Here is a 14,775-nt window from a genome sequence, read left to right on the forward strand (position 1 = left end):
CACCAGACCGTGAGGCACCATCAGTGACAACGATCACCCCGAAACCCGGGAACCGGCCCGTCGCGAACCCCACGACCGGGCCCTCGCTTCGCAACGGGCCCACTGCGCCCGGTACGCTCACCGCCGTGCCCCACGCTGATCAGCCCAGAACCACCCAGAAAGACGCCCCGGCAGCGCTGCCCGGCGCGCCCCGGCCGCTGGCCGTCCGACCGACCCCGCTCGGCGATCTGGCCGCGCTGCTCGGCATCGAGACGCCCGTGCCCGCCGAGGCGCCCGGAAGCCCCGGACGTCACGGCCAGCACGGCCGCCCCACGGGCATCACCGGCATCACGCACGATTCGCGTGCGGTGCGCCCCGGCGATGTCTACGCGGCCCTGCCCGGAGCGCGCCTGCACGGCGCCGACTTCGCGCCACAGGCCGCCTCCCTCGGCGCCACCGCGGTCCTGACGGACCCGGCGGGCGCCGACCGCGCCGCCGCCACCGGACTGCCGGTCCTCCTGGTCGAGAACCCGCGCGACCGGATGGGCGAGCTGGCCGCCGCGATCTACGGACGCCCCGGCGAGGACCTGCTCCAGATCGGCATCACCGGCACCTCCGGCAAGACCACCACCGCCTACCTCATCGAGGGCGGGCTGCGGCGGGCCGGACGGACGACCGGACTCATCGGCACCGTCGAGATGCGGATCGGCGACACGGCCATCAAGTCGGAGCGCACCACCCCCGAGGCCCCCGACCTGCAGGCGCTCTTCGCGGTCATGCGCGAACGCGGCGTCCAGGCCGTGGCCATGGAGGTCTCCAGCCACGCCCTGGTGCTCGGCCGGGTGGACGGCAGCGTCTTCGACGTCGCCGTCTTCAACAACCTGAGCCCCGAGCACATGGAGTTCCACTCCGACATGGAGGACTACTTCCAGGCCAAGGCGAGCCTCTTCACCGAGCGCCGCTCCCGCCTGGGCGTGGTGAACCTCGACGACGAGTACGGCCGCCGCCTCGCGAAGGAGGCGCCGATCCCGCTGCTGACCTTCTCGGCCACGGGCGACCCGGCCGCCGACTGGCGCGCCGAGGACGTGGTCTCGGGCCCCGTCGGCTCCACCCTGACCCTGGTCGGTCCGGACGGGGAGCGGATCTCGGCCACCGCCCCGCTGCCCGGCCCGTTCAACGTGGCCAACACGGTCGCCGCGATCGTCACGCTGGCCGCCGCCGGGATCGACCCGCAGACCGCCGCCGACGGCGTCGCCGCCGTCCCCGGCGTCCCGGGTCGCCTGGAGCGCGTGGACGCGGGCCAGCCGTACCTCGCCGTCGTCGACTACGCGCACAAGACCGACGCCGTCGAATCGGTGCTCCGGGCGCTGCGCGAGGTCACCGAGGGCAAGCTGCACATCGTCCTCGGCTGTGGCGGCGACCGCGACACCACCAAGCGCGCCCCGATGGGCGCCGCGGCGGCCCGCTACGCCGACACCGCGCTGCTGACCTCCGACAACCCGCGCTCCGAGGACCCGCTCGCGATCCTCGCCGCGATGTTCGACGGGGCGGTCTCCGTGCCGGCCGCCGAGCGCGCCACCGTCCTCGTCGACGCCGACCGGGCGGCGGCCATCACCGCCGCCGTCGCGCGCGCCGAACCCGGCGACACCGTCCTCGTCGCGGGCAAGGGCCACGAACAGGGCCAGGACACCGGGGGCGTCGTACGGCCCTTCGACGACCGCGCGGTGCTCCGCGCCGCCATCGAGGCGCACCGCAGCGCACCGCACGGCGCCACCGCGCCGGACCAGACCCCGCCCGCCCGACAGGCCGAGGTGAACCAGTGATCGACCTCTCCCTCGCCGAGATCGCCGGCATCACCGGCGGGCTTGCGCACGACATACCGGATCCGTCCGTACGCATCACCGGGCCGGTGGTCATCGACTCCCGCCAGGTCGAGGCGGGCAGCCTGTTCGCGGCCTTCGACGGCGAGCACGTCGACGGCCACGACTACGCCGAGCGCGCGGTCGCCGCGGGCGCGGCGGCCGTCCTCGCGGCCCGGCCCGTCGGCGTACCCGCGATCGTCGTGCCCGATGTCGAGAAGGCGCTCGGCGCCCTCGCCCGGGCCGTCGTCGAGCGCCTGGGCACCGACGTAGTGGCCCTGACCGGCTCCGCCGGCAAGACCTCCACCAAGGACCTCATCGCCCAGGTGCTCCAGCACCACGCGCCCACCGTGTGGACCCCGGGCTCCCTCAACAACGAGATCGGCCTGCCGCTCACCGCCCTCAAGGCCACCGCCGACACCCGGCACCTGGTCCTGGAGATGGGCGCGCGCGGCATCGGCCACATCGCCTACCTCACCGGCCTCACCCCGCCGCGGATCGGCCTGGTGCTCAACGTCGGCACCGCCCACATCGGCGAGTTCGGCGGCCGCGAGCAGATCGCGCAGGCCAAGGGCGAGCTGGTCGAGTCCCTGCCGGACGAGGCCGCGGGCGGCGTCGCCGTCCTCAATGCCGACGACCCCCTCGTGCGCGCCATGACGGCCCGTACGAAGGCCCGTACGGTCCTCTTCGGCGAGGCCGAGGACGCCGACGTACGCGCCACCGAGGTGCGGATGACGCCGGCGGGACAGCCCTCCTTCACACTCCACACACCCACCGGGTGCGGCGAAGTGACCTTGCGGCTGTACGGTGAGCACCACGTGTCGAACGCGCTCGCCGCGGCCGCCGTCGCCCATGTGCTGGGCATGTCCGTCGCCGAGATCGCCACCGCGCTCTCCGGGGCGGGCACGCTGTCCCGGTGGCGGATGGAGGTCACCGAGCGGGCGGACGGCGTGACAGTCGTCAACGACGCCTACAACGCGAACCCGGAGTCCATGCGGGCCGCCCTGCGCGCACTTGCCGCGATGGGCGGTGGCGCGCGGGCGAACGGGGGCCGCACGTGGGCGGTGCTCGGTCCCATGGCCGAGCTGGGCGACGAGTCGCTCGCCGAGCACGACGCGGTCGGACGGCTCGCCGTCCGGCTCAACGTGAGCAAGCTCGTCGCAGTCGGGGGCAGGGAAGCCTCCTGGCTGCAACTGGGCGCATATAACGAGGGTTCGTGGGGTGAGGAGTCGGTGCTCGTGTCCGACGCGCAGGCGGCGGTCGACCTGTTGCGCAGTGAACTGCGCCCGGGAGACGTCGTGCTGGTGAAGGCGTCCAGGTCCATCGGACTGGAGCGGGTCGCGCTGGCGCTCCTTGAGCGCGAGGGCGAGGTCACCGGCCGATGAGGCAGATCCTGTTCGCGGGAGTCATCGGACTCTTCCTGACTCTCGTCGGCACTCCGCTGCTGATCAAGGGGCTGGCCCGCAAGGGTTACGGCCAGTTCATCCGCGACGACGGGCCGCGCGGCCACGCCGGGAAGAAGGGCACGCCCACCATGGGCGGCATCTCCTTCATCCTGGCCACGCTGGTCGCGTACGCCCTGACGAAGGTGATCACGTCCAGCCAGCCGACCTTCTCCGGTCTGCTGGTGCTCTTCCTGATGGCGGGAATGGGCGTCGTCGGCTTCCTGGACGACTACATCAAGATCGTCAAGCAGCGTTCGCTGGGTCTGCGGGCCAAGGCCAAGATGGCCGGCCAGCTGATCGTCGGCATCGCCTTCGCGGTGCTCGCCCTCCAGTTCGCGGACGGACGCGGGCTCACCCCCGCCTCCAAGCGGCTCTCCTTCGTGACCGACTTCGGCTGGTCCATCGGGCCGGTGCTGTTCGTGGTCTGGGCGCTGTTCATGATCCTGGCGATGTCCAACGGTGTGAACCTCACCGACGGCCTCGACGGACTGGCCACCGGCGCGGCCGTGATGGTCTTCGGCGCCTACACCTTCATCGGCGTCTGGCAGTACCAGGAGTCCTGCGCCAACGCGCAGACCCTGCCGAACCCGTCCGCCTGCTTCGAGGTCCGTGACCCGCTCGACCTCGCGGTCGTCGCCTCGGCCCTCATGGGCGCCTGCTTCGGCTTCCTGTGGTGGAACACCTCGCCCGCCAAGATCTTCATGGGCGACACCGGTTCGCTGGCGCTGGGCGGCGCGCTCGCCGGCCTCGCGATCTGCTCCCGCACGGAGTTCCTGATCGCCCTGCTCGGCGGCCTCTTCGTCCTGATCACCATGTCCGTGGTCATCCAGGTCGGCTCCTTCAAGATGACCGGCAAGCGGGTCTTCCGGATGGCGCCGCTCCAACACCACTTCGAACTCAAGGGGTGGTCCGAAGTCCTTGTCGTGGTCCGCTTCTGGATCATCCAGGGCGTGTGCGTGATCGTCGGACTCGGACTCTTCTACGCGGGATGGGCAGCGGACAAGTGACCGCCTGGAACGGCAAGAACATCACCGTCGCCGGCCTCGGCGTGAGCGGCATCAGCGCCGCCCGCGCCCTGGCCGGCCTCGGCGCGTCCGTCACCGTGGTGGACGGCGGCGACAGCGAGGGCCACCGGGCCCGTGCGGCGGAGTTGGAGGCGGCGGGCATCTCCGTGCGCCTGGCCGATGCGGAGACCCTCCCCGAGGGCACCGAGCTCGTCGTCACCTCGCCCGGCTGGCAGCCCGGCAGCCCGCTCTTCGCGGCCGCCGCGGCGGCCGGGGTCGAGGTCGTCGGCGACGTCGAGATCGCCTGGCAGCTGCGCGGCGAGAACGCCCCGCCCTGGCTCGCGATCACCGGCACGAACGGCAAGACCACCACCACCCAGATGCTCGCGTCGATCCTGCGCGCCGCCGGTCTGCGGACCGCCGCCGTCGGCAACATCGGCACCCCGATCATCGACGTGGTCACCGGCGCGGACCCGGAGTACCGCGACCTCGACGTGCTCGCCGTCGAGCTCTCCAGCTACCAGCTGCACTGGGCGCCCTCCGTACGGGCCCACTCGGCGGCCGTGCTGAACCTGGCCCCCGACCACCTCGACTGGCACGGCACCATGGAGGCGTACGCCGCCGACAAGGGCCGCATCTACGAGGGCAACACCGTCGCCTGCGTCTACAACGTCGCCGACAAGGCCACCGAGGACCTCGTCGTCGAAGCCGACGTCGAAGAGGGCTGCCGCGCCATCGGCTTCACCCTCGGCGCCCCCGGCCCCTCCATGCTCGGCGTCGTCGACGGCATCCTGATCGACCGCGCCTTCGTCGAGAACCGGCAGAAGAACGCGCAGGAGCTGGCCGAGGTCTCCGACGTGGACCCGCCGGCCCCGCACAACATCGCCAACGCCCTTGCCGCCGCCGCCCTGGCCCGCGCCTTCGGCGTGCCCCCACGGGCCGTCCGCGACGGCCTGCGCGACTTCCGCCCCGACGCGCACCGGATCGCGCACGTCGACGTCGTCGACGGGGTCACCTACATCGACGACTCCAAGGCGACCAACACGCACGCCGCCGAGGCCTCCCTGGCGGCCTACGAGCCGGTCGTGTGGATCGCGGGCGGCCTCGCCAAGGGTGCCACCTTCGACGAGCTCGTGATCCGCTCCGTGAAGCGGCTGCGCGGCGCCGTCCTGATCGGCGCCGACCGGGCCCTGATCCGCGACGCGCTGGCGCGACACGCCCCCGAGGTCCCGGTCGTCGAGCTGGAACGGACCGACACTGGGGCGATGCTCGCGGCGGTCCGGGAAGCGGCGCGGCTGGCCGAGCCGGGCGACACGGTCCTGCTGGCACCCGCCTGCGCCTCGATGGACATGTTCGCGAACTACAACAAGCGCGGGGACGCGTTCGCCGACGCCGTCCGCGAACTCGCCGCGGCGGGCGCCTAGCGACGCAGGGGTCGGACCCCTCCGGTCGGCTGCTCGTACGAGTGGAGGGGAAGATCACACCATGCCGGCCAAGCAACTGCTCCCCGGGCGGCGGCCGTCCGCCCCGAAGCCGAAGACGCAGGGCCGTAGACGGCCCGTGCCGAGCGCCACGGAGCGCAGTCCCGGGCGCGGCTCGCTGGACGGGCTGCGGCGCACGCAGCGGCAGGTGCGCCGGGCCTGGGACCGTCCGCTCACCGCGTATTACCTGATCTTCGGCAGCGCCCTGTTGATCACCGTGCTCGGGCTGGTGATGGTCTACTCGGCCTCCATGATCAAGGGCCTCCAGCTCGGCCTGGGCGCCTCGTACTTCTTCAAGAAGCAGTTCCTGGCCGCCTCCATCGGCGCCGTCCTGCTGCTGGCCGCCTCCCGGATGCCCGTCAAGCTGCACCGGGCGCTGTCCTACCCCGTCCTCGCCGGAACGCTCTTCCTGATGGCCCTGGTCCAGGTTCCGGGGATGGGGGTGTCGATCAACGGGAACCAGAATTGGATCTCCCTTGGCGGTCCGTTCATGCTCCAGCCCAGTGAGTTCGGCAAGCTGGCACTGATCCTGTGGGGCGCCGACCTGCTGGCCCGCAAGGGCGACAAGGGGCTGCTGAGCCAGTGGAAGCACCTCCTGGTGCCGCTGGTGCCGGTGACCTTCCTGTTGCTCGGGCTGATCATGCTCGGCGGCGACATGGGCACCGCGATGATCCTGGGCGCCATCCTCTTCGGCCTGTTGTGGTTGGCCGGAGCCCCGACCAGGATGTTCGTGGGCGTGCTCGCCTTCGCGGGTGTGATCGTCGCCGTACTGATCCGGACCAGCCCGCACCGGATGGACCGCCTCGCGTGCCTGGGGGCGACAGATCCGGGCAAGAACGACCTCTGCTGGCAAGCCGTACACGGAATCTATGCCTTGGCATCCGGCGGATGGTTCGGTTCCGGACTCGGTGCCAGCGTGGAAAAATGGGGCCAACTGCCAGAAGCCCACACGGACTTCATCTTTGCCATCACCGGTGAGGAACTGGGACTGGCGGGGACGCTGTCGGTACTCGCCCTGTTCGCGGCCCTAGGCTATGCGGGTATCCGCGTGGCCGGACGTACGGAGGACTCCTTCGTCAGGTTTGCCGCGGGAGGCGTGACCACCTGGATCACGGCGCAAGCCGTGATCAACATCGGTGCGGTGCTCGGTCTGCTGCCGATCGCCGGGGTCCCGCTCCCGCTGTTCTCCTACGGGGGGTCCGCCCTGCTGCCGACGATGTTCGCCGTGGGACTGCTCGTCGCGTTCGCGCGGGAGGAGCCCGGGGCGCGCGCGGCGCTCGCGATGCGACAGCCGAAGTTCGGCTGGAAGCGGGCCGGGCTGAGATGGAAATCGATGAGACGGCGCGTCAAGAAGCGTCCGTCCGGAGAGCGGTGAATTTCGGTGCATGTCGTACTCGCCGGTGGGGGGACCGCCGGCCACATCGAGCCGGCGCTCGCCCTCGCGGACGCCCTGCGCAGGCAGGACCCCTCCGTGGGCATCACCGCCCTCGGAACGGAACGGGGCCTTGAGACCCGCCTGGTGCCGGAGCGCGGCTACGAGCTGGGACTGATCCCCGCCGTACCGCTGCCCCGCAAGCCCACCCCGGAGCTGATCACCGTCCCGGGACGGCTGCGCGGGACCATCAAGGCCGCCGAGCAGATCCTGGAGCGCACCAAGGCCGACTGTGTCGTCGGCTTCGGCGGCTACGTGGCCCTGCCCGGCTACCTGGCGGCCAAGCGGCTCGGGGTGCCGATCATCGTCCACGAGGCCAATGCCCGGCCGGGCCTCGCCAACAAGATCGGTTCGCGCTACGCGGCCGCAGTCGCGGTCTCCACGCCCGACAGCAAGCTGCGCGGCGCCCGCTACGTGGGCATCCCGCTGCGGCGCTCCATCTCGACCCTGGACCGCGCCATGGTCCGGCCCGAGGCGCGGGCCGCCTTCGGGCTCGACCCGAACCTGCCGACGCTGCTGGTCTCCGGCGGCTCGCAGGGCGCGCGCCGGCTCAACGAGGTCGTCCAGGCGGTCGCGCCGACCCTCCAGCGCTCCGGCATCCAGATCCTGCACGCGGTCGGCCCGAAGAACGAAGTGCCGCGTGTCGACAACATGCCCGGTATGCCGCCCTACGTGCCGGTACCGTACGTGGACCGGATGGATCTCGCGTACGCCGCCGCCGACATGATGCTGTGCCGCGCGGGTGCGATGACCGTCGCCGAACTGTCCGCCGTCGGGCTGCCCGCCGCCTACGTCCCGTTGCCGATCGGCAACGGTGAACAGCGGCTCAACGCCCAGCCGGTGGTCAAGGCCGGTGGCGGCCTGCTCGTCGACGACGCGGAACTGACGCCCGAGTGGATCCTCAGCCAGGTCCTCCCGGTACTGGCCGATCCGCACCGTCTGTACGAGATGTCGCGCGCCGCGGCGGAGTTCGGCCGCCGGGACGCCGATGATCTGTTGGTCGGCATGGTCTACGAGGCGATCGCCGCACACCGAGCCCGCTGAGCCGGGAAGGCACCGACGCAGGAGGCACCGCAGTGGCCGGAGCGACGACCGCACGCAAGGGCGTCAAGTCCCCGAAGCCGGCCAAGGCGCCCAGGCCCCCCAAACCGCCCAAGCCCGGCAAGACGGCGAAGGCGGCGCGGAGATCGCCCTTCCGGGGCCCCGGCGGCCCCCGGTCCACACCGGGGCGCCTGCGCCGGGGCCCGGTGCTGCTCGCGGCCGCCCTCGCCGCCGTCCTGCTCGGCGCGGGCGGCACGTGGGTCCTGTACGGGTCCAGCTGGCTGCGGGTCGAGAAGGTCACGGCGGGCGGCACCGAGGTGCTCACTCCCGCACAGGTGCTCGCCGCCGCGGCCGTTCCGGTCGGGGCGCCGCTCGTCGGCGTGGACACCGACGAGATCGAGAGCCGGGTCCGGGCCAAGCTGCCGCGGGTCGACACCGTGACGGCCACCCGGTCGTGGCCGCACGGAATCGGACTCAAAGTGACGGAGCGCAAACCCGTCCTGCTCATCAAAAAGGGCGCGGACTTCGTGGAAGTGGACGCTTCGGGTGTGCGATTCGACACGGTGGCGAAAGCACCCGCGGGCGTTCCGGTCCTCGAACTGTCCGCCGGACAGTCGCCGAGCGCGCGCCGCTTCGACGAGGAACGGCTGCTGCGCGAGGCGGTGGCCGTCGCGGGCGACCTCCCCAAGGCCGTGGCCAGGGAGACCCTGCTGGTCAAGGTCGGCTCGTACGACTCGGTCGTCCTGGAGCTGACCCGGGGGCGCGAGGTCGTCTGGGGGAGCGGCGAACAGGGTGAGGCGAAGGGCCGCGCGCTGACCGCGCTGCTCAAGGCCGTGCCCAAGGCTGACCACTTCGACGTGAGCGCGCCCACGGCCCCTGCGGTGTCCGGGAGTTGACGTCGAGTCGAACACCGACGCACCCTGGTTGGCCAGCGATATGGGTGATCACATAGGGTGAAAAGAAAAACGGGAGGTTCGGCGTGTTCGTTGAACGCGCACCACTTGTCGACTTAGTGTCCTGTTCGGAGAGTCCAGGGAACAGACACACTCTTAACCCTAAACTTCAGGGTTAGGGTTCGGGTCGGCGTGTTGGACCGTCCCACTTTCGGCATCAGTCGTCGCACCGCAGGCCCGCGAGGCGGCGACACGTAACTCGAGGCGAGAGGCCTTCGACGTGGCAGCACCGCAGAACTACCTCGCAGTCATCAAGGTCATCGGTGTCGGCGGCGGTGGTGTCAATGCCATCAACCGAATGATCGAGGTCGGTCTCAAGGGCGTCGAGTTCATCGCCATCAACACCGACGCCCAGGCGCTGTTGATGAGCGACGCCGACGTCAAGCTCGACGTCGGCCGCGAACTCACCCGGGGCCTCGGCGCCGGAGCCAACCCGGCCGTCGGCCGCAAGGCGGCAGAGGACCACCGCGAGGAGATCGAGGAGGTCCTCAAGGGGGCCGACATGGTCTTCGTCACCGCCGGCGAAGGCGGTGGCACCGGTACCGGTGGCGCCCCCGTGGTCGCCAACATCGCGCGCTCGCTGGGCGCGCTGACGATCGGTGTGGTCACCCGGCCCTTCACCTTCGAAGGCCGCCGGCGTGCCAACCAGGCGGAGGACGGCATCGCCGAACTCCGCGAAGAGGTCGACACCCTCATCGTCATCCCCAACGACCGGCTGCTGTCCATCTCGGACCGCCAGGTCAGCGTCCTCGACGCCTTCAAGTCGGCGGACCAGGTCCTGCTGTCGGGCGTCCAGGGCATCACCGATCTCATCACCACCCCGGGTCTGATCAACCTCGACTTCGCGGACGTCAAGTCCGTGATGTCCGAGGCGGGCTCGGCCCTCATGGGCATCGGCTCCGCCCGCGGCGACGACCGCGCCGTGGCCGCCGCCGAGATGGCGATCTCCTCGCCGCTGCTGGAAGCGTCCATCGACGGAGCCCGCGGCGTGCTGCTCTCCATCTCCGGTGGATCCGACCTCGGTCTCTTCGAGATCAACGAGGCGGCCCAGCTGGTCAGCGAGGCCGCGCACCCCGAGGCGAACATCATCTTCGGTGCCGTCATCGACGACGCGCTCGGCGACGAGGTGCGGGTCACCGTCATCGCGGCCGGGTTCGACGGCGGACAGCCCCCGGCACGCCGGGACAACGTCATCGGCGCCGCGTCCACCAAGCGCGAGGAGCCGGCCCCGCCGGTCCGTGCCGCGGAGCCGGTCCGTCCGGCCTTCGGCGGACTCGGTTCGGTCACCTCGCGCGAGGACGTGCAGGTGCCGGTCGAGCCGGCGCCGGTCGAGACCTCGATCCCCGTGGCCCCGCAGGTCCCGACGGCCCGTCCGTACCAGGACAGCCCGGCCGAAGAGCTGGACGTCCCGGATTTCTTGAAGTGACGATAGAGCAGCACAACGTGAGCGGCGCCCACTTCGCTTTCACCGACAGGTGGGGCGGGGGGAGCGCCGTTCCGTATGAGGAGCTCAACCTCGGCGGGGCGGTGGGGGACGACCCCGAGGTCGTACGGGCCAACCGGGCGAGCGCCGCGCGGATCCTGGGCCTCGCCCCGGACCGGGTGGTCTGGATGAACCAGGTGCACGGGCGGGACGTCGCCGTGGTCGACGGCCCGTGGGCCGGGGACGGTGCCGGTGGCGGTGCCGGGAGTCAAGAGGTTCCGGCCGTGGACGCGGTGGTGACCACCTGTCGGGGGCTCGCCCTCGCGGTCCTCACCGCCGACTGCACCCCCGTCCTGTTGGCCGACCCCGTCGCCGGGGTGGTGGCCGCCGCCCATGCCGGGCGGCCCGGACTGGTCGCCGGGGTGGTGCCCGCCGCGGTGGCGGCGATGGTCTCGCTCGGCGCCGAACCCGGGCGGATGGTGGCCCGTACCGGCCCCGCCGTCTGCGGTCGGTGCTACGAAGTGCCCGCCGCCATGCGGGACGAGGTCGCCGCGGTCGTGCCGGCGGCCTTCGCCGAAACCAGCTGGGGGACCCCCGCCGTCGACGTGGTCGCCGGGGTGCACGCCCAGCTCGCCGAGGCGGGGGTGGTGGACGCCCGGCGTTCCCCGGTCTGCACACTGGAGTCCGGGGACCACTTCTCTTACCGCCGCGACCGGGTGACCGGGCGGCTCGCCGGATACGTCTGGTTGGGGTCCCCCCGGACGGAACGTGGGGGATCGACGGATGACTGACCGTGGCGCGGAGCTGGCCGCCAACCTGAAGCAGGTGGAGGAACGCATCTCCACCGCGTGCGCGGCGGCGGGGCGGGAGCGGGACGAGGTGACCCTCATCGTGGTCACCAAGACGTATCCCGCGAGTGACGTACGACTGCTGGCGGACCTGGGGGTCCGTCACGTGGCGGAGAATCGCGACCAGGACGCCGCCCCCAAGGCCGTGGCCTGCGCGGATCTGCCGCTCAACTGGCACTTCGTCGGTCAGTTGCAGACCAACAAAGTCCGTTCGGTGGCGGGATACGCGCACGTCGTGCAGTCCGTCGACCGGGCCCGGCTGGTGCCGGCGCTCTCGGCGGCCGCGGTGAGGACCGGACGCGAACTCGGTTGCCTCGTACAGATCGCGCTCGACGCCGAGTCGGGCGAGCGCGGGGAGCGCGGCGGCGCCGCGCCGGACCTGTTGCCGGAACTGGCGGAGCTCGTCGCGGCGGCGCCCGGACTGCGGGTCGACGGCCTCATGACGGTCGCGCCGCTGGCCGGTCCGTACGCGGGTCGCGAACAGGCCGCCTTCGAGCGGTTGCTGGAATTGTCATCCCAGCTGCGCGCGGACCATCCGGCTGCCACGATGGTCTCGGCCGGGATGAGCGCCGACCTGGAACAGGCCGTCATGGCCGGTGCGACACATGTACGCGTCGGCACTGCGGTACTCGGTGCGAGGCCCCGGCTCGGGTAACGTCGCGAAGAAAGTCGGACCACAGCAGAAAATATGGTCATTTCCGCTGATGAGCGGACAGACCACGTGGATCGCAGGCAGTTGGTGACTTTGGTGACAATGCGACACGACACCTGCGACACCTGCGACAGGGCGATCCACCACAGAGCGGAGGACTCAGAGAATGGCCGGCGCGATGCGCAAGATGGCGGTCTACCTCGGCCTCGTGGAGGACGACCGGTACGACAACCCGGGGTACGACCCCGACGACGAGTTCGAACCCGAGCCGGAACCGGAACGGGCCCGCGACAGGGACCGCCGGCAGCAGGCCGTATCGCACCAACCGCCCGTACAGGACGAACCGGTACGAGTCGTACAGCCGCCGGCGCAGCGCGAACCCATCGCAATCCCGGTAGAAAACGGACGATCGCCGCGTATCGCACCCGTGGCATCCATCACACCTGAACGCCCCACCATGGAGAAGAACGCCCCCGTGATCATGCCCAAGGTCGTCTCCGAGCGGGAGCCCTACCGCATCACCACGCTGCACCCTCGGACGTACAACGAGGCCCGTACCATCGGGGAACACTTCCGCGAGGGCACCCCCGTGATCATGAATCTCACGGAGATGGACGACACCGATGCGAAGCGCCTGGTCGACTTCGCGGCCGGTCTCGTGTTCGGTCTGCACGGCAGTATTGAACGCGTGACACAGAAGGTGTTCCTGCTGTCGCCTGCTAACGTCGATGTCACGGCGGAGGACAAGGCCCGCATCGCGGAGGGCGGGTTCTTCAACCAAAGCTAGACCGACGAGTTAAGACACGGGACCGTAGGCGACGACCCGGCCGGCAGGCCGGACAGCGACAGCAAGGGGAGAGGGAAGCGCGGGATGGGCGTGGCTCTGGAGGTTGTCTACATCGCGCTGATGTGCTTCCTCATCGTGCTGATCTTCCGACTGGTCATGGACTACGTCTTCCAGTTCGCCCCTTCGTGGGCCCCTGGCAAGGCGATGGTGGTCGTTCTGGAGGCCACCTACACCGTCACCGATCCACCGCTCAAGCTTCTTCGGCGATTCATCCCGCCGTTGCGTCTCGGGGGCGTGGCACTCGACCTGTCCTTCTTCGTTCTGATGATCATCGTTTACATCCTCATCAGTTTCGTGAGCACCGCTGCGAGAAGCGTGTGAACGATACGGTCTTGCCGACTGCCGACGACTACGTAGAGGTGAAGAAGAGATGCCGCTGACCCCCGAGGACGTGCGGAACAAGCAGTTCACGACCGTTCGCCTCCGAGAAGGCTACGACGAGGACGAGGTTGACGCCTTCCTCGACGAAGTCGAAGGCGAACTGACGCGCCTGCTCCGTGAGAACGAGGATCTGCGCGCCAAGCTGGCGGCCGCCACGCGTGCCGCCGCGCAGAACCAGCAGCAGCAGGGCATGCGCAAGCCGGAGCCGCAGGACCAGCGAGGCCCGGGCGCCCCGGTTCCCGCGGCCATATCCGGCCCGCCGCAGCAGCAGCAGCCCCAGCAGATGGGTCCGCCCCAGCTGCAGGGTGGGCAGCCGCAGCTGCCGGCCGGCCCCGGTGGTCACGGACCGCAGGGTCCGGGCCCGATGGGTGGCCCCATGCAGCAGCACCCCATGGCCGGACAGCAGTCCATGGGCGGCCAGAACCAGCTCGGCCAGCCGATGCAGCAGCAGCAGATGCAGCAGCAGCAGATGGGCCAGCAGATGCAGCCCATGCAGCAGCAGATGGGCCAGCCGATGGGGCAGCAGATGCAGCCCATGGGCCAGCAGATGCAGCCGATGCACCAGCAGCAGCAGCAGCCGCAGCTCCCGCAGCAGGGCCCCGGTGGCGACAGCGCCGCCCGCGTCCTGTCCCTGGCGCAGCAGACCGCCGACCAGGCGATCGCGGAGGCCCGTTCCGAGGCCAACAAGATCGTCGGCGAGGCCCGTTCGCGCGCCGAGGGCCTGGAGCGGGACGCCCGTGCCAAGGCCGACGCGCTGGAGCGGGACGCGCAGGAGAAGCACCGCGTCGCGATGGGCTCCCTGGAGTCCGCCCGCGCCACGCTGGAGCGCAAGGTCGAGGACCTGCGGGGCTTCGAGCGTGAGTACCGCACGCGTCTGAAGTCCTACCTGGAGAGCCAGCTGCGTCAGCTGGAGACCCAGGCCGACGACTCCCTCGCGCCGCCGCGCACGCCGGCCACCGCCTCGCTGCCGCCGTCGCCGGCGCCGTCGATGGCCCCGGCCGGAGCGATGGGTCACTCCATGGGTGGTCCGTCCCCCATGGGCGGTCCCTCCCCGATGGGTGGTCCGTCCCCGATGGGTGGCCCCTCCTACGGTGGCCAGCAGCAGATGTCTCCCGCGATGACGCAGCCGATGGCTCCGGTGCGGCCGGTTGCGCCGCAGCCGATGCAGCAGGCGCCGTCGCCGATGCGGGGCTTCCTGATCGACGAGGACGACAACTAGGCGCGCCTCACCCGTCGGCAGACGGTCGGGCCGGGCCCCGGGTTCCTTCTGGAACCCGGGGCCCGGCCCGTTTGCGTTGCCGGTGGGTGAGGCGCGCCGGTGTGGGGGTGCCTCCGGCGGCGCCTCAATCGCCGGCGGGGGGGGGGGGGGGGGGGCCCGGGTGTTTTGGGGGGGGGGGGGGCGGCACATACAGGCAGGCCGGCGCTTGTGG

The 14,775-nt window shown here is 71.1% G+C and carries 13 protein-coding genes; all 13 read left to right on the top strand.

Translation table 11 applies throughout. The features are described from left to right. Window positions 1-23: 23 nt before the first annotated feature. The 13 genes from ACIBEA_RS33290 (at window position 24) to ACIBEA_RS33350 (ending at window position 14,564) form a co-directional block, all read left to right on the top strand. Complete coding sequence (locus tag ACIBEA_RS33290) at window positions 24-1,802, top strand: UDP-N-acetylmuramoyl-L-alanyl-D-glutamate--2,6-diaminopimelate ligase (protein ID WP_399266918.1); 1,779 nt, start codon at window positions 24-26, stop codon at window positions 1,800-1,802. Next, on the top strand, window positions 1,799-3,223 hold the full coding sequence (gene murF / locus ACIBEA_RS33295; RefSeq protein ID WP_399266919.1) for a UDP-N-acetylmuramoyl-tripeptide--D-alanyl-D-alanine ligase: 1,425 nt from the start codon (window positions 1,799-1,801) through the stop codon (window positions 3,221-3,223). The genes ACIBEA_RS33290 and murF overlap by 4 nt, the downstream gene beginning before the upstream one ends. Then, window positions 3,220-4,290: a phospho-N-acetylmuramoyl-pentapeptide-transferase gene (gene mraY / locus ACIBEA_RS33300; protein ID WP_354383903.1), complete on the top strand. Its 1,071-nt coding sequence runs from the start codon at window positions 3,220-3,222 to the stop codon at window positions 4,288-4,290. The genes murF and mraY overlap by 4 nt, the downstream gene beginning before the upstream one ends. Continuing rightward, the gene (gene murD / locus ACIBEA_RS33305) at window positions 4,272-5,711 is read left to right on the top strand and encodes a UDP-N-acetylmuramoyl-L-alanine--D-glutamate ligase (RefSeq protein ID WP_399266920.1); all 1,440 of its coding nucleotides are present in this window, start codon (window positions 4,272-4,274) and stop codon (window positions 5,709-5,711) included. The genes mraY and murD overlap by 19 nt, the downstream gene beginning before the upstream one ends. A 61-nt stretch (window positions 5,712-5,772) precedes the next feature. Continuing rightward, window positions 5,773-7,143 carry a putative lipid II flippase FtsW gene (gene ftsW, locus ACIBEA_RS33310; RefSeq protein WP_399266921.1) on the top strand — a complete coding sequence of 457 codons (1,371 nt, stop codon included), beginning with the start codon at window positions 5,773-5,775 and terminating at the stop codon, window positions 7,141-7,143. 6 nt (window positions 7,144-7,149) lie between these two features. Then, window positions 7,150-8,244: an undecaprenyldiphospho-muramoylpentapeptide beta-N-acetylglucosaminyltransferase gene (gene murG / locus ACIBEA_RS33315; RefSeq protein ID WP_399266922.1), complete on the top strand. Its 1,095-nt coding sequence runs from the start codon at window positions 7,150-7,152 to the stop codon at window positions 8,242-8,244. 32 nt (window positions 8,245-8,276) lie between these two features. Next, window positions 8,277-9,137, top strand: a complete 861-nt coding sequence (locus ACIBEA_RS33320; protein WP_399266923.1) for a cell division protein FtsQ/DivIB — start codon at window positions 8,277-8,279, stop codon at window positions 9,135-9,137. Between the two features lie 277 nt (window positions 9,138-9,414). Then, on the top strand, window positions 9,415-10,620 hold the full coding sequence (gene ftsZ, locus ACIBEA_RS33325) for a cell division protein FtsZ (protein WP_399266924.1): 1,206 nt from the start codon (window positions 9,415-9,417) through the stop codon (window positions 10,618-10,620). 17 nt (window positions 10,621-10,637) lie between these two features. Continuing rightward, window positions 10,638-11,408 carry a peptidoglycan editing factor PgeF gene (gene pgeF, locus ACIBEA_RS33330; protein ID WP_399266935.1) on the top strand — a complete coding sequence of 257 codons (771 nt, stop codon included), beginning with the start codon at window positions 10,638-10,640 and terminating at the stop codon, window positions 11,406-11,408. Then, the gene (locus ACIBEA_RS33335) at window positions 11,401-12,120 is read left to right on the top strand and encodes a YggS family pyridoxal phosphate-dependent enzyme (protein ID WP_399266925.1); all 720 of its coding nucleotides are present in this window, start codon (window positions 11,401-11,403) and stop codon (window positions 12,118-12,120) included. The genes pgeF and ACIBEA_RS33335 overlap by 8 nt, the downstream gene beginning before the upstream one ends. Before the next feature lie 163 nt (window positions 12,121-12,283). Continuing rightward, complete coding sequence (locus ACIBEA_RS33340) at window positions 12,284-12,904, top strand: cell division protein SepF (protein WP_330329964.1); 621 nt, start codon at window positions 12,284-12,286, stop codon at window positions 12,902-12,904. A gap of 84 nt (window positions 12,905-12,988) precedes the next feature. Further along, window positions 12,989-13,285, top strand: a complete 297-nt coding sequence (locus tag ACIBEA_RS33345; RefSeq protein ID WP_351038871.1) for a YggT family protein — start codon at window positions 12,989-12,991, stop codon at window positions 13,283-13,285. A gap of 49 nt (window positions 13,286-13,334) precedes the next feature. After that, the gene (locus ACIBEA_RS33350) at window positions 13,335-14,564 is read left to right on the top strand and encodes a DivIVA domain-containing protein (RefSeq protein ID WP_399266926.1); all 1,230 of its coding nucleotides are present in this window, start codon (window positions 13,335-13,337) and stop codon (window positions 14,562-14,564) included. Window positions 14,565-14,775 lie beyond the last annotated feature (211 nt).

It is taken from the genome of Streptomyces sp. NPDC051555 (genome assembly GCF_044454405.1).
Taxonomy (GTDB): domain Bacteria; phylum Actinomycetota; class Actinomycetes; order Streptomycetales; family Streptomycetaceae; genus Streptomyces.